Here is a 20606-nt window from a genome sequence, read left to right on the forward strand (position 1 = left end):
CAACTTGATAACGAACTCTTCGCTCCAGAAAGGAGGTGTTCCAGCCGCACCTTCCGGTACGGCTACCTTGTTACGACTTAGCCCCAGTCATCGGTTTTACCCTAGGCCGATCCTTGCGGTTACGGACTTTAGGTACCCCCAACTCCCATGGCTTGACGGGCGGTGTGTACAAGGCCCGGGAACGTATTCACCGCGCCATGGCTGATGCGCGATTACTAGCGAATCCAGCTTCACGAAGTCGGGTTGCAGACTTCGATCCGAACTGAGATGGGGTTTAGAGATTAGCATCCCATCGCTAGGTAGCTGCCCTTTGTCCCCACCATTGTAACACGTGTGTCGCCCCGGATGTAAGGGCCGTGCTGATTTGACGTCATCCCCACCTTCCTCACAGCTTACGCTGGCAGTCTCTTTAGAGTCCTCAGCTCGACCTGTTAGTAACTAAAGATAAGGGTTGCGCTCGTTATGGCACTTAAGCCGACACCTCACGGCACGAGCTGACGACAACCATGCAGCACCTCGCAAATGGCTATTGCTAGAGATCCTCTTTCAAGGACTGTCCAAATGCGTTCAAACCCGGGTAAGGTTCCTCGCGTATCATCGAATTAAACCACATGTTCCTCCGCTTGTGCGGGCCCCCGTCAATTCCTTTGAGTTTCACCGTTGCCGGCGTACTCCCCAGGTGGATTACTTAACGCTTTCGCTGTAGAGCTTACTGTGTATCGCAAACTCCTAGTAATCATCGTTTACTGCGTGGACTACCAGGGTATCTAATCCTGTTTGATCCCCACGCTTTCGTGCTTCAGTGTCAGTTATAGTTTAGTAAGCTGCCTTCGCAATTGGAGTTCTGCGTGATATCTATGCATTTCACCGCTACACCACGCATTCCGCCTACCTCAAATATACTCAAGTTAACCAGTTTCAACGGCAATTTTATGGTTGAGCCACAAACTTTCACCGCTGACTTAATAAACCACCTACGCACCCTTTAAACCCAATAAATCCGGATAACGCTCGGATCCTCCGTATTACCGCGGCTGCTGGCACGGAGTTAGCCGATCCTTATTCATAAGGTACATACAAAACAGGACACGTCCCGCACTTTATTCCCTTATAAAAGAAGTTTACGAACCATAGATCCTTCATCCTTCACGCGACTTGGCTGGTTCAGGCTCTCGCCCATTGACCAATATTCCTCACTGCTGCCTCCCGTAGGAGTCTGGTCCGTGTCTCAGTACCAGTGTGGGGGACCTTCCTCTCAGAACCCCTATCCATCGCAGACTTGGTAAGCCGTTACCTTACCAACTATCTAATGGAACGCATGCCCATCTATCAGCAATTAATCTTTAACAAATATTCCCATGCGGGACCCCTGTTTTATGCGGTATTAGTCCGACTTTCGCCGGGTTATCCCCCTCTGATAGGTAGGTTGCATACGCGTTACTCACCCGTGCGCCGGTCGCCAGCAGAGTATTGCTACCCCCTGATGCCCCTCGACTTGCATGTGTTAAGCCTGTCGCTAGCGTTCATCCTGAGCCAGGATCAAACTCTTCGTTGTATAAATTGTTTTGTCTTGCTCAGAATCCGTTATTTATTTTCAAGTTTTGACGGTATTAATTATAATACTTGTACTACTTGTTGATATGTAAATCTTTCAAAGAACTTTCGCTTTCTTTTCGATTGCGGCTGCAAAGGTAAGGACTTTTTTTTAACTACCAAATTTTTCAGAAGAAAATTTGAAAAGTTTTTCTGAAGTCGCTGTGGCGGTTGGATTGTTGCTTAGCATCGCTAACCTCATCCCCTTTACACAGGTTACCTCTTTCATCATGTATCATGCGCCGTTCTCTCTCGAATGCGGGTGCAAAAGTAGAAGAATTACTATTACACTCCAAACTTTTCACCAATTATTTTTTATTTATTTTTTCACGGTAGGCACTGTATTATAATGTACGGGTGAAAGAGACTAAAAAAATACAGGGAGGCTTCCAGGGCATTCCCAGATGAAAAACTTTCTTCCTCAAGACAATTAAATTTCCGATTCAAAGAATTATTCGTTCGATATATGTTTTCTATTCGTTCGACAACTGTCTAATGATTATTCGATAATTGTTGAATGAATAAAGAACAGCTGTTGAACGATTTTTTTGTATAGATGTGATCTTTACATCTTATTATACCTAATGTTTTTACCCTGTAAGATGCTTTTTTATTAATTATCCTTTTCCACATCCAAATACATCGAATCGAAATTAATGGTAATCCGCCGGAATAAATTTATAAAATCCATTCCCAGAGAACCGTCTTCACCATTTTGATAACTCTCCGCATCAGAAGCATTACATTCCACCTGAATATTCTTCAACTGAAAAGAGGTATCACCTAAACGCATCGGAATAGAAGGCAAACGAAGTACTTCAAAAGTTCGCACACCACCAAACCCACCTCCGGAAATGGTTTCCTTAACGCCCTCCTTATCAATCCATTCCTTATGTTTTTGATAATAGGGATAAAACATATCGGCACGAACATTACCTGTATCGAAAACAAAACGTAACCGTTCATCACCTGAAAAAACTTTTAGTCTCAAGCCACCATCATACAGCCACATGTTTCTACCAGTATCAGGAAGTGAACTCTTTTTCACCGGAAATACTACTTTTTTATCTACCGGATAAATATCGACCTGACCGACCAACCGCATAAAATCGGTTCCCAAAACAGCATCAACCTGATAAACAGTATCCACTGCCGGATTGGGGTCAGCTATCGTAACAACCGCATTCTTAAAAACAATATCCCCAACTTCCATACTATCTAATATACCGCTTTTACCGGTACCGGTAGCAAAAGCGCCTGCTATATGTAATGAATCCCGTATGATCCGAATCCCTATTTCATCAGCCAAACGTTTGGAAATAAATGTACTTCCCGCTCCGGTATCAAAAATAAATCTATAATTTTTACCATGAATCCGGACAGGGACAAACATCAGGACACCTCTACCCGCTTCTTCTATTGTCATCGGAATTTCTGAATCCTGATCCGGACGGACAATAAGAGGCGCTGCTTCATTACGCAAAACATTATAATAATCTGCTATTTGCTGGTGGGAAGGAAAGTCTTCTTTCTTCGCAAAAGCCTGTATCTGGTTCAGAAAATCATACAATCCGTCAGCAGACTGTGCATACAGCCCTATTTCTCCCTGTAATTTACCACGAAGGGCGACCATGCTACTGACATTCGGGAATCCCAGATCTTCCTGATGATGCTCTAATAAAGAATCGATCAACAGAATAGTTTCCTCCGGTTTGTTGAAGTAAGCGCCGATCATCACTTCCGATAAAGCCTTTACGGCAACCGACCGGATCTGCCCCGTTACCTTTGGATACTCTTCTTCCAAACGGAACCAGTCAGACTGGTTGATCAGGTCTCCTATTTGCTTGCTGGCCTTCTGGGCTTCAACAGGTTGGAGCAAGCCTATCCATAAAATTGCAATACCTGCTAATAAACGATACTTGCTTTTCATAATTTCTTATTTTAAGTTTTAAATATGATATATCCATTCGGACAATACAAATATAGACAGACTACTCCGACCTTCATGTTACCGCTTTGCAATCTTCTGTTATTTAGTGTTACCACCGGAATGAACGGAGATAAATCCATCTATCTTTGTAATATGAAATTACAGATGCGGCTTATACTGATCTTTGTCTCTTTATCGGTTCTGGGAATATTCTTTTTCCAGGGATATTGGTTGTGGAACAGTTACAATATCGAGAAGCAACAAATCGGGAGAATTATCAATGAGACACTTCAGCAAGCCATAAATGAAGACTTGACGAACCGGATGGAAAAGATGAAAAATGATACGACAGCCGGTGCACCGCATGGTGAAGTCGAGTTTAATTTTTCAATGGACAGCACTTCACATGCTGCATCCCAACAGACACCCCGGAGATATTATTCCCGTACCCGTCTCCAACTGTTCAATGAAAGCGACAGTTCCGTTTTCCAGGCTTATAAGCCGGAAAATACGCCTATGATGAGAATGGCATTCAAAGGGATCTGGCAAGCGATCAACGGACTCTCTCCCGTCGATATTGAAAAAGTAGACAGCTTATGGTCTACCCTCCTTAAAGCAGAAGGCATACACAATGCTCATTTTATCGATTTTACGCTAGGGAAAGACACTCTCCTAGCCTCTTCTTTATCGGACGACCAGAATCCGGGTAATCTACTTCCTACACAGAAAATAGGAGTAAACACAGACGACAGCATCGCAATGAGAGGATTCATCATCGCACCGGAAGAGACAGTTATCAAACAAATGGGCCCGCTATTCCTCGCTTCATTCTTGCTGATCATCATAACGACGGCTTGTTATATCTATCTGATACGCACTATCCTACGTCAGAAAACGATTGCCCAGATCAAAAATGATTTTGTCAATAACATGACACACGAGCTAAAGACTCCGATAACCATCACCTACTCAGCAATTGACGCTATGCAAACATTCAACTTCGTTGAACAAAAGGAGACACGGGAAGAATACTTCACGCTGTGCCGGCAACAATTGAAACATCTTTCGGGGTTGGTTGAAAAAATACTTAGCATGGCCGTTGACGAGCGGAAAAATTTCCGGTTACTAAAAGAAACATTCCGAATTAAACCCGTTATAGAGAGTCTGACACTGCAATTCAAGCTAAAAGCAGAAAAGCCTGTTTCTTTTGAGATCACTTGCGAACCGGAAGATGTAACAGTATATGCCGACAAATTACATTTCACCAATGTGATCAGTAATATGCTCGACAATTCGATCAAATATTCCGGCAAGAGCGTATATATCTCCATCCGGGCAGTCCGGACGGAAAAAGGAATACAAATCGATCTGGCGGATAATGGCATAGGCATCCCCTCCTCCCAGTCAGGCCGTATATTCGAACGCTTCTACCGTGTCCCCAAAGGGAATATTCACGATGTAAAAGGCTTCGGGCTCGGACTTAGTTACGTAAAAGATATTATAGAACGGCACAACGGAAGTATTTCCGTTGAAAGCAGAGAAAAAGAAGGAAGTACATTTACGATTTTAATACCGGAAAAGAAATGATACATATATTACTGGCCGAAGACGAAATAGCATTAGCCAAAATAATCAAGGACAGCCTAGAAAGCCGCCAGGAGTTCCGGATTACAATAGCTGCGAACGGTAATGAAGCAATGGCATTATACAGCCGCTTAAAACCGGATATATTGGTGCTGGACGTAATGATGCCTCAAATGGATGGATTTACCGTCGCTAAAATGATCCGTCAAACTGATACGCGAACACCGATCCTGTTCCTCACCGCCCGTTCATCGGTCGATGATCTGGTTACCGGTTTCCACTTGGGAGGGAACGACTATCTGAAAAAACCTTTCGATATGGAAGAACTGATCGTCCGTATCCTGGCCTTACTGAACCGCCCGATCACTATGGAAGAAGAAAAACAGCCGGAAGTGTTCAGCATCGGACAATATATATTCGACTATCCGCGCCAGACCTTACATATCAGCGACCATACAGAAACTCTCTCCCATCGCGAGGCCGAAATATTACGCATGCTCTGCCTACATATAAATGATATATTACACCGCAAGCCGGTATTACTGAAGTTATGGGGGGACGATTCTTTTTTCAACGCACGCAGTATGGACGTATTTATTACCAAGCTACGTAAAAAACTAAAAGCCGATCCCTCGGTTCAGATTGTGAACATCCGGGGGATCGGCTATAAACTGATCATTTAGTCAAATCAAACAAACAATTCCGGTTCGCGACGTGCGCTGAAGTTTTTATGAAGCATAGCCGTATAAGGTGTATCGAACGTACGAGCTCCTTCCGGACACTCTTTCACACAGGCACAGCATTTGATGCAAAGAAGCGGATCGCTGAACATATGATCGTCTACAATCGATATGGCTGCAATCGGGCATACATCGATGCAATACTCACATTGCGTGCACAAATCCTCATCTGTTACCGGAGCTTGTGGCGTTGAAGGCCCCTTTACCTTATATGGAAAGTTACCCTTTGTCTCTAACACCGGCAAATCAGCCAGAGAAGACACTGCATCCAATTTCTTCAGTACTTCTCTTCCGAATTCAGACGCTTTCTGCAAATCTTCCTTATCCGGACGACCGGCAGCAATAGGCATATCTTTCCGGCTAAAAGAATGCTCCCCGATGAAAGCTCCTGCACTGACAGGCACAAAACCTTGTGCAACCAACACATCGCTCAATTCCTTCAAGGCATCCTCGTAGTCGCGGTTACCATACACGACAACCGGAATGACCGGCGTATTTTCTCCCTCGAACAGACGAATACGCTCCATAGCCGTTTCCGCAACCCGTCCGCCATAGACAGGAGCCGCCACGATCACCAACTCGTTACCTTCTATATGAAGCGTTTCTTTCAGTGCCTCATGAGTGATATCCGATTCTGATAATGTATCGCCCCCCAACCCTTCGGCAATAGCATACGCGATCTTTGCCGAAGTATGTGTTGGAGAAAAATAGATTAAATGTATATTCTGATATTGCATATTATTTATTTTACAGCAGCCTCGATCTTTTCCATCAATTCTGCAAACTCTTCTTCCGTATATCCTTTGCTGGCATAGATCACTTTACCGTCTTTACCAATCAAATAACTACGAGGAATCAGATTCTTTGCAAACGCTCCGAAGATTGCACGGTTCTTATCCGGATACAACGGGAAGGTAAAACCTTTCTTTTCATTGTATTTAGCCAGTTCAGCATCCGTATGTTCACGGCCGATCACCAACAGCTGAAAGTTCTTATTATCCTTATACTTCGGCCAGAGTTTCTGTTGCACATCTGCCAGTTCTTTCTGACAGGGAGGACACCAGGTGGCAAAAAAGTTTACCAGGGTCACTTTTCCTTTCAAGGTTGCTGACGACATTTTTGTTCCGTTATCGGAAACGATGGTAAATGCCGGCATCTGATCTCCTACCTTTATTATATCCCCGTCATTTTGTGCACGGGCAATAAAGGCAAAGATCGTCAGGATGGCGGTTAAGAGGTACTTGTTCATACGCTTTATTTTAAACTTTGGGCAACATCGTAACCGGCTTTCAGTGCTTTCAGGTTCATTTCAACCACTTCTTCACCTTTACGTCCGAAGATACGACGAATACCGTCTTCTATCTTGTTATATTCAATTCCGATAAACGGAGCAGCTGCTCCCAACATGACAATATTAGCAGCACGGGCAGTAGCAACTTCCTTAGCTATCGCTTCTACATCCAGGATCACTTTATGAGGCAACTTATTCAGTTCTTCGTTCACCTTGTCGATATCCGGATAATTAGGGATATTTACAAACGGCTGTGAGTTAGTCACCAACCAACCATCTTTCTTCAGATAAGGAAGATAACGAAGGCTTTCCATCGGCTCCAGGGAAATAATCAGGTCGGCATGTCCTTTCGGGATCAGGTCGGATGCGATCGGTTGGTCAGATAAACGCAGGTTCGACTGTACATCCCCTCCACGCTGACTCATTCCATGTACTTCTGCCTGTTTCATATACAGACCTTCTTTCAAAGCGGCTTCTCCAATAACGGCGGCAATAGAGAGGATACCTTGTCCTCCTACACCTGACAATATAATATCTGCTCTCATTTCTTGCTTGCTTTTTTCTTTCTTGTTAATGTCTGAATACATTCGCGACGCGGGATCAGAACGGATACACCTTTATATTCGATCTCTTCGCGGATGATCGTTTTCATCTCTTCGTAGTTCTTCTTCAACGGAACCATTACGCGAATGTGAGCAGGATCCACACCGATACCGGCACAGATAGCTTCCAGGCGTCCTGTTCCGGCTGAGTCTTGTCCACCGGTCATCGCAGTTGTTTCATTATCAGAAATAACGATAGTGATGTTTGTTTCTTCGTTTACACAATCCAGCAATCCAGTCATACCTGAGTGAGTGAATGTAGAGTCACCGATTACCGATACAGCCGGGAAAACGCCTGCATCAGCAGCACCCTTTGCCATAGTGATAGAAGCACCCATATCGATACAGGTATCGATTGCGCGGAACGGCGGCAAAGCACCTAATGTATAACAGCCAATATCACCGAACACTTTCGGATCTTTGTATTCAGCCAGTACTTCATTCAAAGCATCATACAGATCACGGTGGCCACAACCCTGGCATAATGCAGGCGGTCGTTGTTCCACCACTTCAGGAATTGCATAATAGCTTACGATTTCTTTACCCAATGCCTTTCCTACCGCATCCGGAGTCAATTCGCCATCACGCTGCAAAGTTCCGTCCAAACGGCCATGAACCTTAACACCTGTACCCATATATCCTTTCAATTGTTCTTCCACCACCGGATAACCTTCTTCCAGAACCAGAATTTCCTTGCATTCATTTATAAGTTTTTCCATCTGTTTGCGTGGCAGCGGATATTGGCTGATCTTCAATACCGGATATTCAAATCCGTCCGGATAGTTTTCAGACAGATAGTTGAAAGCAATACCTGTTGCAATAATACCCAAGTCTTTGTTAGGTGCATCGAAATATTGATTGTATTTGGATGTTTCAGATGATTCGACAAACTGCTTCTGCACTTCCAGCAATACTTTAAAGCGTTTGCGGGCCAAAGCCGGAAGCAGGATAAACCGCTGACGTCCGTCTGCCGGACAATTCATTGTATTTTCATCTTTCATCGGACGGGTTACCACTCCTGCACGGGAGTGTGCCATACGGGTAGTGATACGCATCAGAACCGGATAACCCAGTTTCTCAGAAAGTTCAAAGCCATCATATACCATATCGTATGCTTCCTGTTGGCTGGAAGGTTCCAGCATCGGAATCATAGCAAAGTTACCATATACACGGTTATCCTGTTCGTTTTGTGAAGAGTGCATAGAAGGATCATCAGCAGTTATGATAATCATACCTCCGTTTATACCGCTCATTCCCGCATTCATAAAACAGTCGGCTGCCACATTCAAGCCTACATGCTTCATACAGCAAAGCGTACGCTTTCCGGCATAGCTCATACCTAATGCTGCTTCCATCGCTGTTTTTTCGTTTGTACTCCAACGGCTGTGTATTCCCCGTTCTTTCGCTACAGCCGAGCCCTGTATATACTCGGTAATTTCAGTTGAAGGGGTACCCGGATAGGCATATACACCAGATAGGCCGGCGTCGATCGCAGCCTGTGCGATAGCCTCGTCCCCCAAGAATAGTTGTTTTTCCATGTATATTTCGTTTCTTAAATTGATTTTTATGTATACCAACTGCCAAAGATACAGCTTTTACCATAAAGAATAAGCAAAAAGTTTATCTAATCTTTCTACGGTTCAGCTCAGCCCGGTATCGGTTTGCATTGCGGTTGTGCTCTGCCAATGTTGCGGCAAAATTATGCCGTCCCGAAAAATCTTCCTTGGCGCACATATAAAGATAATTATGCTTCATATAATTCAATACGCTATCCATTCCTTTAATAGTCGGTATGCGCAGCGGCCCGGGAGGTAACCCGGCATGCTTGTATGTATTATATGGAGAATTGACTTCCAGATGTTCAAAAAGGATACGCTGCAACGTAAAATCACCGACTGCAAATTTCACTGTCGGGTCTGCCTGTAAAGGTATTCCACGATGAAGCCTGTTCAGATAGAGACCTGCCACGATCGGATATTCGTCGGATGCGGCCGTTTCTTCTTCCACAATGGATGCGAGTGTTGCGACTTCAGCCGGAGTCAGACCGATTGCTTTGGCTTTCTCCAACCGGGCATCTGTCCAGAAAGCAATGTACTCTCGTTTCATACGCTGCATCAGCTTGTCTGCCGGGATATTCCAATACACTTCATACGTATTGGGAATAAATAGAGAAGTTATCGTTTCCGTTGTAAATCCTAATGAGTCGCAATAGCCAGAATCATTAAGCAATGACAACAATTCGTCTTTATCAAGCATCAACTGCTCGTCCAACCGTTCCGCAAGGTCTTCTTTAAAACGGATATTATTAAAAGTCAGACGAGTTGCTACCTGATGTCCGCGTCGTAAATCATTCAGAAGTTGCAGGTTACTCATTCCGGGGGATACAGCATATCTCCCGGTTCTTATATTAGCCTGATACTTCAACATTCCTGCCAGTTGTTTAAAACTACCTATCCGACTACAATCCGCTGAGTCTTGTAACTGCCGGCATAAATCAGTAAAACTTTTGTCCTTCCCGATATAAATATAGACTGTTTCCTGTGGCATAAAGTTAGGAGCCCAAGCCAGGCGGTATCCCCACACCCCCACACCAGCTATCAAAAGGACGAAAAAGAGGAGTATTCCTGCTATTATATTTCGTTTCGACTGTTTTTTCTTGTTCATTTCTTATCAAATAAAATCCTGAGTATCAGAATCGGCAACAAAAGTAGCATCTTTTTCTTAAAAAATAGATGCAAAAAGCTTTGTTTATTTAAAAACATACCTCTATCTTTGCAGCGCAATTCGAAGGAAGAAGCACAGAACACATGGAAGTGTGGGTGAGTGGCTGAAACCACCAGTTTGCTAAACTGACGTACTCGTAAGGGTACCGGGGGTTCGAATCCCCCCGCTTCCGCTCTAAAGGCTGTTAATTGAAAGATTAACGGCCTTTATTGTTTTTACTCCCTCGCCTAAATCTCTACCTTCTACCCCTTTTCGCTAATCCATAAATATTCAGAAAATGCTCCCGAAAAGACAAAAAAAGAGGTAAACCATTATCTGATTTACCTCACCTGTAGTCGGGATGAGAAGACTATTTGGCAACATTTTTGTGTAGATTTTTTGTTGATAATCAATGTGTGTAAAAACTGTTTTTCTCTCTGTTTCTCCCGGAACTATCCCGGATAAACAAAAAAACAAGGCTCATATCAGCCTGATTAATAAGATGTTTATTCATATTGTGTATATTACTTAGTAACTATTAGTTTTTGATATACATTTATTATTTGCCTTTCATTAAAATCTGTATCAGTCGCTCCTTCTCAGATATAACTTTATCCTTTTCAGTTAATAGTAGTTTTAGATTATCAATCTCTCTTTCCTGAAATTCTTGCATTACATTTACATGACCCTGCTGAACTCTATTCCCTGAGCCAGATATTTTTCCTATTTGATTATTCTCACATATCTCTTCTTCATCAAAAAAACAGACAACAGGAACAGATAAGACTTTTGCAATCTCAATTAATAATCCTGTGTCAATATTCTCTTTTTTGAATATAGTATAAACATGCTCTCTTCCCCTATTGATTTTTTTTGCAAAACCAGTAACACTCAGTCCACTGTCTTCTACTAGCTGCTGTATTCTGTTCCCTATATGCATATATTCACTATTTATTTTTCATCAAAACTCCTATCAATCGTTCTTTTTCAGATATTACCTTATCTTTTTCTACTAATAAGAGTTTGAGATTTTCTATCTCTTTTTCCAATGAAGACTGCATCACATTTACTTCTCCTTGCTGTATCGTATTACTATTCCCTGAAACATTCCCTATCTTATTAGAACAAGAAAATTCACGATTAAAAAAAACATCCATAGATACATTAAAGAAGTCCGCAACAGGTTCCAATGTTTTTACGGTAGGATTACCGTAAACGATTGTTTTATAAGAATTAAAGCTTATACCAAGAGCATCCTGTATATCCTTTTTTCTCAATTTTCTTTCACTTAAAAGCTGATCTATTATCGTTCCGTTGTACATCACATGAATTATAATGCGTTAATAAATACAAAATACTTCGTTTTTAAAGTGAAATATATTGCGTTATATGAATTATATTGTACTTTTGCGATATAAAGTTAATACAAATGCGACATAAATGCAATACATAATTATGATGACAAAAGATGAAAAAAATGAACTAAAGAAAAAATTACCCACAAAGTGGGTTACTGATTTAGCTATTAGTACAGGTTTTTCTAAAGCTTATGTTATGAGGGTAATGTCTGGTAAAGCCACTCATGTTGGAATTGAAAAACAGGCTCTAAAACTTGCTTTAAAACATCAAAGAGAGATTAACGATGTTGAACGGTTAAAAAACACTGTGCTATGAATAGTCTACCTAAACTACCTGCCGGTATTTTCGGACAAGGTATAGAAGTCTTCCGCGACAATGAAGGTCGAGTTTTCTTTTTGCAAAATGGGAATAAATTACCTTATCTCATGATGGCTCCTGAATACAGAGAATATTTCCAAGCAGAGCTGGCAGCAGATAAAACAACATTGGCCATAATAAAAAAAGAATTTGGCTTAATAACCGCTGATGAACAAGAGGAGATGTTTGCCGGCTGTCGCTATGGAAACCTAGATTACAGAGCTGATTTGCTTGATGGTAAACTCACTCCCGATGCACCAAGATATTCCTTGATTTCTACATGTCCAGGATTCAATGTTGTTTGTAGAATTCCTACTCCACCAAACGGTTCCCTTACCAGATCAGAATACCGGATAATTATTCTAATATGTCAAGGCAAACAAACAAAAGAGATATCTGATATCCTGGGAATAACAGAGGCTACAGTTCGCACACATATTCAACGTATTCATTCAAAACTTGGAGTAAATAATAACATCGAAGTCGCCTCATGGGCACACGATAAAAGAATAATCTAACATGGGATACAATACTCAAACTTTCGAAACAGCGGCACAGTCGCTTGGATATGTAATCGAAAAAATTAAGAAAAATAGCCTGGATACAGTAGACTCAATGTTTGGAGCTATTGTCGAAGGGACCTTGGTTAAACAAGTGAGATGGGATTCGTATGGCCACTGTTTTTCTTATAAGGGGAAAAAATTACCAAAGTACGATCTTCCATTAGATACTATTCAGACTAGGGTACAGAACAAATAGAATCACTTATAAAAATAATTGAACTTATGGGATACGATTTAATGCCTAAAAATAAAGATGCTGGTTCCCCAAGAGGAATGGCATTTACATGGCCGATGATATTGAATGAGACAGGCGCCTGTTATCTTTTTGGCTATGGAGATAATACAGCCAACCCTGGCTTTTATGTGTACAACGGTTCTCGCGGACCGGGTTCGCCAGTTTCTAACGATGGATTTAAAGTCACTCCATCAGAAGCCAAGGCGATGGCTAAATTATTCAGAGGGTATGTTTCTGTAAAAAGAGCTATCCGAGAAGAATGGGAGAAAAAAACAGAAGAAGAGAAAGAGATTCTTTTGTCTGTCAATAAAAGGGCTGCTCCTCCAGGTGAGGAATTTATAAACAAAGTAGAGGGTTTGATTGATTTTTGCGAACAATCAGGCGGATTCCGAATAAGATGATTATAACTAACAACTAAAAATATATGATATATGGAAAACTGGAACGAGGCTGACAAAGATGGCAATATAGATGTACCGGACTACCTGATGCCTTTACTCAATAAAGTTGGCACACAATTGCGGCTTCATACCATATCCGGAAAAAATGAAATTCAAACCGCGTGTGATATAGTTTATTTAGCAGAAAAATTTTTCACAGAACTAACAACTAAGAAGTGAATATGAAAACATATAGCACAGAAGCCGGAGTCGAATGTACTCCTGAAGAAATGAAGCTAATTAAATCATTGGAACGATTAGCTAAGAAATGGAAAAAGGATGGCAAGCGTCTTTGGCTGTATAGTGGTAGTGGTACATTGTATGTGATGATGCACGGAGATACAGAGGATAATCCTACTCCGGAAATGCTAGACACTGGTGGATTGAATCCAGACAATCAAATAACAATAATCTCTGGCATCACGAATGATGGAGGGGATTGGTGATATAAATTAAAAAAAAGAGTCATGAAACTAAGACAGGCTAAAAAGATCATGAAGAACGTTCGATTGTATGCCGGAATGATCTGGGTATACGGAAGTGGTCGAGTAGACATAGCATGTAACCGAATGTGCCGGTATCACTCCAAAATAGATGAAAAGTTCAAAAAACTTCATCAGTTGGCAAATGAAAATCCTGTAGCTTTTGCACAAGCAATAAGATTCATATCACGAAAGATATGAACCATTCCGTTGACGCTAACGAAATGGTATAAAAGCAGCAAAGCCGAACGGCGGCTACCGAACGGCTCTGTAAACTCTCTCCTGCTTACGCAGATAGGCTATTAACACTACAAATGTAGTGCTTATTTTCTGATAAATAAAACAAAATATCATGGGTGCACTTCAGTTAGAATTTTCAAGTTATAATGTATCACAATTACAAAGCGAATATTTCCGCAATCTTCCGTCCTGCAATTTCATCCAGTTCGGTGTACTTTTTATCAACTTAAAAAAGAAAGGTAAACACTTTTCTCTCTATAGGAATTTGTTGGAGCATTTCTTGAACTATCAAGATACCATAGGTCATGCTTATAAAACGAATCAAATAGGACGGGAGGAAATAGACGGCTTTGTAGACTACCTGCATGTAGATAAAGGGCTGAAAATATCTACAATCAAAAGCATGATAACGAAACTTAAATATCTCTTGGGGAAAGCCTACTTGAACGGATGGGCTGTGGATGACTCTTATTCCGATGCCAAAGTACGCGAAAATGACTCCACTTTCATTTACTTGTCCGAAAAAGAGATAGCCCGTATCTATTATTATGATAATCTGACACCCAAGCAGGAGGAGATACGAGATATGTTTATAGTTGGATGTATGACTGGGCAACGATATTCTGATTATTCACGACTTTCTGCTGATAACATTAAAGGAGAAAATATCCATATCCTTCAGCAAAAGACCAAAAATAAAGCGGTCGTTCCCATGACCGAATATGTGCGTGAAATATTTGTCAAATATGGTGGACAAATGCCTAAAACCCGCTGTATCCAATATTTCAACAAAGCTATTAAGTATATATGCAAAAAAGTAGGACTCACAGAACAGATTGTATACGAGGAAGAGCAAGCGGATCAGATTGTAATGGTCCGTAAGCCTAAATACGAAATGATCAGTTCGCACACTGCTCGTAGAACTTTTGCGACAAATATGATCAAAAACAATATACCAAGCAATAAAATAATGAAATGCACAGGTCATAAAACATCAGCTTGTTTTGATCGATACGATCGTATGACACTGGAAGACAATGCGAGGGCACTGGCTGGTAATGGATATTTATCATAAAAAACAATTATAATATGTACGTAGAAAAAGACAAAAACGGTCAAATCATCATCCAGGACATATCGCCTGAAGATGCCAGTTATCTGGATGATTGCATCTGTTCCTATCTATCCGGTAAACCTTTAAATAGTCGTACGGATGCCGAACGGAGATTAGTATTCCTAAAGGTTGAACTTGAAAAGCTGTATTGATTATGGACTTAAAACAATATCGGCTAAATAGCTGGGAATGGTACAATCAATATAAAGAAAAATATGGCTCTGAGGCTTTCCATCAATATAAGGATAAAATATTCAAAATGTTGACAGATTTAAAACCTGGACGCTTATATGATCTTGACAACGTGGAATCCAAAGGTTCAAAAATATTTGTCATAACATATAACGTTGATGGCATTGAAAAGCAAGAGTCTAATCCGGATCTGTTCGTTAAGTTTTGCTGCATGTTTATCCTGTCATTCAAAGATTATGAATTTAGTGAGAACTTTGATAAAATAATGAGAAAATGAGTTGGAGAAAAGAAGAAATTCAATATTTGAAAGATAATGCCGGGAAGCAGTCTTTCAAAAATATCGCGACCCATTTAGGGAAAAGCGAAATGGCTGTCCAGTTATATGTCCATCGATATCGTATACCGGTTGCTGAACAGAAGGGACGAAACCTGGTACAGGAAATACTGACAATCAAGTTCGTTAATCCCGAATATTTCACCCCTACGAAAGCCTTCTATAAGGCAATTGGAATGAATCAAAAGCGCTGGTGGAATTTATATTTTGGAAAGGAACGAATGACTGAAGATGAATATTTCCGATTGATAGAACATTTCCAGGTAACTCTTAGAGAAGCATTCGACGCAAGGCAATTAAAACTATTTGAAGATAATGATTGAACAAAAGATAATAGATCAAATACTCGATGCCGTCAATATAGTTGATGTGATCAGCGAGTATGTGACGTTGAGCAAAAGAGGTGTCAATTATTGGGGCATCTGTCCGTTCCACACGGATCGTAGCCCCAGCATGTGTGTTAGTCCTGCCAAACAGATTTATAAATGTTTTGCCTGTGGAGAAGCAGGGAATGTCATTACTTTTCTGCAAAAGCATGAAAACATGTCTTACCCGGAAGCTATCAGGAGTCTGGGAAAGCGTTGTCACATAGAGGTCCCTGATCGGGAGCTTACTCCGGAAGAACAACAGAAAGTATCAGTAAAAGAATCGCTACTGATCGCACTGTCGGCTGCATCGGAAAAATTCACCGGTTATCTGACCGCCAACGACGAAGCAAAATCTTATCTCCTTTCCCGCGGATGGAATGCCGGAGAAGATCAAACACTCGAACTCTTCCATGTAGGCTTTGCTCCAGACACTTGGCGTACACTGATCGACGACATGAAACGCTCCGCTTTCAGCTCCGACACCCTGGTACAAGCCGGCTTGGCCACAAAAGGAGAAAAGAGCGTCTACGACTCTTTCCGCGGACGGATTCTGTTCCCCTATTACGACCTAAAAGGTAATGTGATAGGTTTCACCGGACGCTCCATCAAGCCTTCAGACAACGTAAAGTATTATAACACCGGAGAGACTCCCGTATTTCATAAAGGCAATGCCCTGTTCGGACTATTCCAAGCGAGACAAGCCATTGGACAACAAGATCGAGTGTATTTTGTGGAAGGGCAATTCGATGTGCTATCATTCGTTCGTGCCGGTGTACGCAATACGGTCTGCGGATCCGGAACCGCCCTTACACCTGAACAGATAAAAACAATCATAAGGTTCACCCGAAATATTACACTCATTTACGATTGTGACGAAGCAGGAATAAATGCTTCCGTTAAAAACATCAAAGCACTACTGGAAGCAGGCGCCAACGTCCGAGCTGTATCACTTCCGGACGGCGATGATCCGGACAGTTTTGCCCGGAAGATGCCGGAAAAAGAGTTGGCCATCTATCTGCATAACCACGAAACAGACTGGGTAACCTACTTGGCCGGCATTTACGAAAAGGATTTTGAAGATCCTATCCTGAAAAACGAGCACCTGACTTTCATAGCTGAATGTATTGCACTTGTTAAAGACAAGTCATTAAGCATATCTTATACTACGAAATTATCGGAAAAACTTAAAATACAATCCGATACGATAAAAAACAAGATAAAGGAGTTCACGGTTTCGCTCCCGAAAGACGAAGACATAAAGAAACCGGGATTTTATGGTATCGAGGAACTGGTGAGTACTCTTCCCGATATCAGCGAAAACTGTATCCTTACGGACAGTTTTACCGAATTCAAAGAAAATTACGGCGAAGAGCCGATCATATACGTTTGTGGACTCCCTTCGGCCGACCAGATACAGGAGTTCCGCCGACATGCAGCCTACTTGCATTTTACATATAGTTCAAACATAACCTTCGACGAACGACGGGAGTCCGACCTGCTTGTTACACTCTGCAATCTGTTCAAAGCAGGCTTCACCCTATATATAGAAAAAGACGATATCGATTTTGAATTCGTAGACTTCTACACTCGGCTATATGCTGCGGCAATGGAAGAGAAGACAGGTGATGTGCGGACGATCTATTATGGCCGGTGTGCCGACATTATGGCTTCTGCTTCTGAAGCCGCCCAGTCCGTCATGGAAAAGGAATGGTGTTCTGTCCTTAAGTTGACCAGTAAGTCATTCAAGGAACTGATGAAGCCCTACCGGGATAAGAAAAAGTCGAAAAACGCCATGCTACATCAGCAAAGTTTCGATGACTCCCTAATCTGGGAAGATCCGGACATCGTACCTGACTACGTAGAAGAAAATGAGGAATACAAAACAAACTACCGTAGACACGGATTCTACCCGCTACTTAACAAAGAAAAAGAACCGGTAAGCTATATGTTTAAGAATCCTTCCGGAGGTGGTCACTTACAGGTGGCTGACTTTTACATGATCCCCCTGCTACATATTTACAGCAGTGATTCCGAAGGTAACAAAAAGATTATTAAGATAAACCGACGGTACTATAAGAAACCGCTCTACATGGAACTCCGAAGCAAGATATTCGCCTCACTCAATTCATTCGAGGAAGCTTTGGTTAATGAGGAAGGTCTGAATTTTGAAAACGGGACAGTTGCCCAATTCAAAAAAATAAGACAATCCATGAGCTACGAATATACCCTGTGTGACGAATTGAAAACGTATGGCCAACAACCGGAAAACTTCTATGCTTTCAGTAACGCCATATTTCACGAGGTAGACGGAATATACCGGATCGACATGGCCTCAGACATTGGTGTGGTAACACATAACGGTAAGAACTATTATGCTCCGGCATTCAGCAACATACATGCCGGACTCCGGAAAGATGATGACATGTACGAGAACCTGAGAGCGTTCGTATATAAAAACATTCCGTTGGAACAGCAATGTTCGTTCGAACGTTGGACATCACTGATGAACCAGGTGTACAAGATAAACGACAACGGGAAGTGGGCTATTATATATGCTGTCATGTGTGCTTTCCGATCAGACATCCATCCGATCGACCGCTTATTTACGGCGCTGTTTTTTATGGGACCTACAATGTCAGGAAAAACACAGGTTGCCGTGTCTATCAGATCGTTGTTTATTGATCCGGATTTACCATGCTTCAATCTTAATACTGGTACTCCTGCTGCATTCTTTACGCTTATGGAAGGTTTCAGGGACGTACCGCAAGTATTGGAAGAATATAATAACAAAGACATAGACGACAGGGTATTCCAAGGATTGAAATCAGTCTGTTACGATGGTGATGGAAAACAAAAACGAAAAGGGACCGGAAGCAAAGATTTGGAAACAAGTAAAGTCTACTCCCCCGTTATCCTGGCAGGTCAGGAAACTCCCCAACGGGATGACAACGCCCTGATGAACCGTGTCGTAATATGCGAAGTTCCAAAACGAACAACCCCCTACGAAGAGAATGAAAAAAACGTCTTTCAGGAACTAAAAGGCTACGAAAAAACAGGGCTATCGAACATCCTTTTTGAAATACTAAAGCTCAGACCTCTTGTTCGCAAACATTTCAAGTCGTATATGCGTACTATCAATAAAGACCTGACCAAGTCCGTACTGGCCGGTTCCGGAGGATCTGGTGATATGACTCGTATCATTAACACCATATCTTTATTCCTTTCCATGTGCCGGCTGCTTGAAGAGCATGCGCCACACCTGAAGCTCCCTTTCACGTATGAAGAGTTCTACGAGATTGCCCGAAAGAAAGTAATTGCCCAGGTCGAAATGATCTCCCGCACAGACAAGCTGGCCGGATTCTTTAAGGCGATGGAAGTAATGATTAATACCCGGTCCATTATCGAAGGAAGAGATTACGATATTGACCAGCCAGAAAAATTAACGGTTAAACTATCAGGAAATGAGCGTAAAGAAATACCGATACCGGCAGGAACAAAAGTACTATATCTTCGCCTGTCGTCTATCCATACGCTCTATGCCAAATCTTCCTACAATACGGAAGATGCGACACAATCCACCATTGAAGCAAACATTCGCTCCAACCCGGCCTATATTGGAGTTGTAAACGCTCGCAGGTTCAAGTGGAAAGAAGTTAAAGAAGTCCCGAAAGGTGATATCCGTGAAGGTGGTAAAGTCGATAACGAGATGATCCGTATCATGGATCCTAAATCAACAACAACGAGTTGCCTCGCTCTCAATTATGATGTATTCCGGCAATACTTCGACATTGACCTGGAACGTAGCGAATGGGATGAGCCGGAGGTTGAAGAAAAGAAACAACAGGATCTTCCGTTTTAGTGTCGGGAGTATTCTTGAAAAGTGCGACAAAGAGTATTCTTTTTTTGTTTGTTCAATTCGTGTGGTGGGAGTTCCGGTATCCGGTTCTCCCATCTTCATTTTCCCCCCGTACCCCCCCAGATTAAAAAGAAAAAGATGATAGTGTGTTTTTCTGAAAAAAATATTCGCAAAACAGCGACCTACAGACCTACAGACCTACAAGCCTCATAATTTTTCAAAACAAGTAATAAGTAATAGTATGTATATTAAGTATTTAAGTATATATGTATATATAGATGTAGGTTGTAGGTCGCTTGTAGGTCTGTAGGTTGTTGTAGGTCGTGTAGGTCAGAGGGTATTTTTCTTGTTTTGGGCACCGACCTACAAAAAATAGGCAAAAAAGGGCAAAAAGTACCCTTGTAGGTCGTGTAGGTCGGTCACCTACACGTTCTTTTAAGACTTTAAATTTTTCTAATTGGCTAAAAATCATTACATTTGAGTATTGCAAATCTCGTTTGTAGGTCTGTAGGTCGGTAGGTCGCAGAATATAAGGAAAAACTTTTTTAAAAATACATTTTCATCATGGTTACAACAAAAATAGAGGTGAAACAACATTTGGCAGAATATATTCAGGGCAAGTT

General features: G+C 41.8%; 21 protein-coding genes, 1 tRNA gene and 1 rRNA gene. 14 read left to right on the forward strand and 9 right to left on the reverse strand.

The window, feature by feature from the left end; genetic code table 11:
• Positions 1–28: 28 nt before the first annotated feature.
• Together HMPREF1212_RS23905 and HMPREF1212_RS23910 are read right to left on the reverse strand one after the other, a co-directional pair.
• Positions 29–1555 (reverse strand): 16S ribosomal RNA (locus HMPREF1212_RS23905).
• A 651-nt stretch (positions 1556–2206) separates the two neighbouring features.
• Positions 2207–3523: a retropepsin-like aspartic protease gene (locus HMPREF1212_RS23910; protein WP_046151434.1), complete on the reverse strand. Its 1317-nt coding sequence runs from the start codon at positions 3521–3523 to the stop codon at positions 2207–2209.
• A 24-nt stretch (positions 3524–3547) separates the two neighbouring features.
• Here HMPREF1212_RS23910 and HMPREF1212_RS23915 point away from each other — a divergent pair, with 24 nt between their 5' ends.
• Positions 3548–5110, forward strand: a complete 1563-nt coding sequence (locus HMPREF1212_RS23915) for a sensor histidine kinase (RefSeq protein WP_232430214.1) — start codon at positions 3548–3550, stop codon at positions 5108–5110.
• Entirely contained in the window at positions 5107–5790 is a 684-nt protein-coding gene (locus HMPREF1212_RS23920; RefSeq protein WP_046151435.1) for a response regulator transcription factor, read from the forward strand. Before HMPREF1212_RS23915 ends, HMPREF1212_RS23920 begins: the two co-directional genes overlap by 4 nt.
• A gap of 5 nt (positions 5791–5795) precedes the next feature.
• Here the strand turns inward: HMPREF1212_RS23920 and HMPREF1212_RS23925 are convergent, their stop codons facing one another.
• The 5 genes from HMPREF1212_RS23925 to mltG all read right to left on the reverse strand — a co-directional run bounded on the left by HMPREF1212_RS23925 (position 5796) and on the right by mltG (position 10404).
• Complete coding sequence (locus HMPREF1212_RS23925; protein WP_046151436.1) at positions 5796–6584, reverse strand: 4Fe-4S binding protein; 789 nt, start codon at positions 6582–6584, stop codon at positions 5796–5798.
• 5 nt (positions 6585–6589) lie between these two features.
• Complete coding sequence (locus HMPREF1212_RS23930; protein ID WP_028730711.1) at positions 6590–7096, reverse strand: peroxiredoxin family protein; 507 nt, start codon at positions 7094–7096, stop codon at positions 6590–6592.
• A 5-nt stretch (positions 7097–7101) separates the two neighbouring features.
• Positions 7102–7683: an indolepyruvate oxidoreductase subunit beta gene (locus tag HMPREF1212_RS23935; protein WP_028730710.1), complete on the reverse strand. Its 582-nt coding sequence runs from the start codon at positions 7681–7683 to the stop codon at positions 7102–7104.
• Complete coding sequence (locus HMPREF1212_RS23940; protein WP_046151437.1) at positions 7680–9278, reverse strand: thiamine pyrophosphate-dependent enzyme; 1599 nt, start codon at positions 9276–9278, stop codon at positions 7680–7682. Before HMPREF1212_RS23940 ends, HMPREF1212_RS23935 begins: the two co-directional genes overlap by 4 nt.
• Positions 9279–9360: 82 nt before the next feature.
• Positions 9361–10404 (reverse strand): endolytic transglycosylase MltG, encoded by a 1044-nt coding sequence (mltG, locus tag HMPREF1212_RS23945; protein ID WP_046151438.1) that lies wholly within the window; start codon positions 10402–10404, stop codon positions 9361–9363.
• A gap of 145 nt (positions 10405–10549) precedes the next feature.
• Between mltG and HMPREF1212_RS23950 the strand changes: the two genes are divergently transcribed.
• A tRNA-Ser gene (locus HMPREF1212_RS23950) sits at positions 10550–10636 on the forward strand.
• A gap of 366 nt (positions 10637–11002) precedes the next feature.
• Here HMPREF1212_RS23950 and HMPREF1212_RS23955 read toward each other — a convergent pair.
• On the reverse strand, positions 11003–11383 hold the full coding sequence (locus HMPREF1212_RS23955; protein WP_046151439.1) for a helix-turn-helix domain-containing protein: 381 nt from the start codon (positions 11381–11383) through the stop codon (positions 11003–11005).
• Positions 11384–11390: 7 nt separating this feature from the next.
• Entirely contained in the window at positions 11391–11765 is a 375-nt protein-coding gene (locus tag HMPREF1212_RS23960; RefSeq protein WP_046151440.1) for a helix-turn-helix domain-containing protein, read from the reverse strand.
• A 133-nt stretch (positions 11766–11898) separates the two neighbouring features.
• Here HMPREF1212_RS23960 and HMPREF1212_RS23965 point away from each other — a divergent pair, with 133 nt between their 5' ends.
• The 11 genes from HMPREF1212_RS23965 (at position 11899) to dnaG (ending at position 19986) form a co-directional block, all read left to right on the forward strand.
• A complete protein-coding gene (locus tag HMPREF1212_RS23965; protein WP_157317127.1) occupies positions 11899–12117 on the forward strand; it encodes a hypothetical protein in 219 nt (72 codons plus the stop codon).
• Positions 12114–12677: a helix-turn-helix transcriptional regulator gene (locus tag HMPREF1212_RS23970; RefSeq protein ID WP_046151442.1), complete on the forward strand. Its 564-nt coding sequence runs from the start codon at positions 12114–12116 to the stop codon at positions 12675–12677. Before HMPREF1212_RS23965 ends, HMPREF1212_RS23970 begins: the two co-directional genes overlap by 4 nt.
• Positions 12678–12944: 267 nt before the next feature.
• On the forward strand, positions 12945–13358 hold the full coding sequence (locus HMPREF1212_RS23980) for a hypothetical protein (RefSeq protein WP_046151444.1): 414 nt from the start codon (positions 12945–12947) through the stop codon (positions 13356–13358).
• Positions 13359–13388: 30 nt separating this feature from the next.
• Positions 13389–13577, forward strand: a complete 189-nt coding sequence (locus HMPREF1212_RS23985; protein WP_046151445.1) for a hypothetical protein — start codon at positions 13389–13391, stop codon at positions 13575–13577.
• A 2-nt stretch (positions 13578–13579) separates the two neighbouring features.
• Positions 13580–13843 carry a hypothetical protein gene (locus HMPREF1212_RS23990; protein ID WP_046151446.1) on the forward strand — a complete coding sequence of 88 codons (264 nt, stop codon included), beginning with the start codon at positions 13580–13582 and terminating at the stop codon, positions 13841–13843.
• 21 nt (positions 13844–13864) lie between these two features.
• Positions 13865–14080 carry a DUF2610 domain-containing protein gene (locus tag HMPREF1212_RS23995; protein WP_046151447.1) on the forward strand — a complete coding sequence of 72 codons (216 nt, stop codon included), beginning with the start codon at positions 13865–13867 and terminating at the stop codon, positions 14078–14080.
• A 151-nt stretch (positions 14081–14231) separates the two neighbouring features.
• Complete coding sequence (locus HMPREF1212_RS26450; protein WP_052725109.1) at positions 14232–15194, forward strand: site-specific integrase; 963 nt, start codon at positions 14232–14234, stop codon at positions 15192–15194.
• 14 nt (positions 15195–15208) lie between these two features.
• The gene (locus tag HMPREF1212_RS27235; RefSeq protein WP_198293305.1) at positions 15209–15385 is read left to right on the forward strand and encodes a hypothetical protein; all 177 of its coding nucleotides are present in this window, start codon (positions 15209–15211) and stop codon (positions 15383–15385) included.
• Positions 15386–15387: 2 nt separating this feature from the next.
• On the forward strand, positions 15388–15702 hold the full coding sequence (locus HMPREF1212_RS24005) for a hypothetical protein (protein WP_046151448.1): 315 nt from the start codon (positions 15388–15390) through the stop codon (positions 15700–15702).
• Complete coding sequence (locus tag HMPREF1212_RS24010; protein ID WP_046151449.1) at positions 15699–16082, forward strand: hypothetical protein; 384 nt, start codon at positions 15699–15701, stop codon at positions 16080–16082. Before HMPREF1212_RS24005 ends, HMPREF1212_RS24010 begins: the two co-directional genes overlap by 4 nt.
• Entirely contained in the window at positions 16075–19986 is a 3912-nt protein-coding gene (dnaG, locus tag HMPREF1212_RS24015; RefSeq protein WP_046151450.1) for a DNA primase, read from the forward strand. Before HMPREF1212_RS24010 ends, dnaG begins: the two co-directional genes overlap by 8 nt.
• Positions 19987–20606: the final 620 nt, after the last annotated feature.

This window comes from Parabacteroides sp. HGS0025, assembly GCF_000969845.1.
Classification (GTDB): Bacteria; Bacteroidota; Bacteroidia; order Bacteroidales; family Tannerellaceae; genus Parabacteroides; species Parabacteroides gordonii.

Excerpts from the sequence above, each read along its gene's own strand:
- HMPREF1212_RS23910 (WP_046151434.1), bottom strand. The coding sequence starts at position 3,523 with ATGAAAAGCAAGTATCGTTTATTAGCAGGTATTGCAATTTTATGGATA.
- HMPREF1212_RS23915 (WP_232430214.1), top strand. The coding sequence starts at position 3,548 with ATGATATATCCATTCGGACAATACAAATATAGACAGACTACTCCGACC.
- HMPREF1212_RS23920 (WP_046151435.1), top strand. The coding sequence starts at position 5,107 with ATGATACATATATTACTGGCCGAAGACGAAATAGCATTAGCCAAAATA.
- HMPREF1212_RS23925 (WP_046151436.1), bottom strand. The coding sequence starts at position 6,584 with ATGCAATATCAGAATATACATTTAATCTATTTTTCTCCAACACATACT.
- HMPREF1212_RS23930 (WP_028730711.1), bottom strand. The coding sequence starts at position 7,096 with ATGAACAAGTACCTCTTAACCGCCATCCTGACGATCTTTGCCTTTATT.
- HMPREF1212_RS23935 (WP_028730710.1), bottom strand. The coding sequence starts at position 7,683 with ATGAGAGCAGATATTATATTGTCAGGTGTAGGAGGACAAGGTATCCTC.
- HMPREF1212_RS23940 (WP_046151437.1), bottom strand. The coding sequence starts at position 9,278 with ATGGAAAAACAACTATTCTTGGGGGACGAGGCTATCGCACAGGCTGCG.
- mltG (WP_046151438.1), bottom strand. The coding sequence starts at position 10,404 with ATGAACAAGAAAAAACAGTCGAAACGAAATATAATAGCAGGAATACTC.
- HMPREF1212_RS23955 (WP_046151439.1), bottom strand. The coding sequence starts at position 11,383 with ATGCATATAGGGAACAGAATACAGCAGCTAGTAGAAGACAGTGGACTG.
- HMPREF1212_RS23960 (WP_046151440.1), bottom strand. The coding sequence starts at position 11,765 with ATGTACAACGGAACGATAATAGATCAGCTTTTAAGTGAAAGAAAATTG.
- HMPREF1212_RS23965 (WP_157317127.1), top strand. The coding sequence starts at position 11,899 with ATGATGACAAAAGATGAAAAAAATGAACTAAAGAAAAAATTACCCACA.
- HMPREF1212_RS23970 (WP_046151442.1), top strand. The coding sequence starts at position 12,114 with ATGAATAGTCTACCTAAACTACCTGCCGGTATTTTCGGACAAGGTATA.
- HMPREF1212_RS23980 (WP_046151444.1), top strand. The coding sequence starts at position 12,945 with ATGGGATACGATTTAATGCCTAAAAATAAAGATGCTGGTTCCCCAAGA.
- HMPREF1212_RS23985 (WP_046151445.1), top strand. The coding sequence starts at position 13,389 with ATGGAAAACTGGAACGAGGCTGACAAAGATGGCAATATAGATGTACCG.
- HMPREF1212_RS23990 (WP_046151446.1), top strand. The coding sequence starts at position 13,580 with ATGAAAACATATAGCACAGAAGCCGGAGTCGAATGTACTCCTGAAGAA.
- HMPREF1212_RS23995 (WP_046151447.1), top strand. The coding sequence starts at position 13,865 with ATGAAACTAAGACAGGCTAAAAAGATCATGAAGAACGTTCGATTGTAT.
- HMPREF1212_RS26450 (WP_052725109.1), top strand. The coding sequence starts at position 14,232 with ATGGGTGCACTTCAGTTAGAATTTTCAAGTTATAATGTATCACAATTA.
- HMPREF1212_RS27235 (WP_198293305.1), top strand. The coding sequence starts at position 15,209 with ATGTACGTAGAAAAAGACAAAAACGGTCAAATCATCATCCAGGACATA.
- HMPREF1212_RS24005 (WP_046151448.1), top strand. The coding sequence starts at position 15,388 with ATGGACTTAAAACAATATCGGCTAAATAGCTGGGAATGGTACAATCAA.
- HMPREF1212_RS24010 (WP_046151449.1), top strand. The coding sequence starts at position 15,699 with ATGAGTTGGAGAAAAGAAGAAATTCAATATTTGAAAGATAATGCCGGG.
- dnaG (WP_046151450.1), top strand. The coding sequence starts at position 16,075 with ATGATTGAACAAAAGATAATAGATCAAATACTCGATGCCGTCAATATA.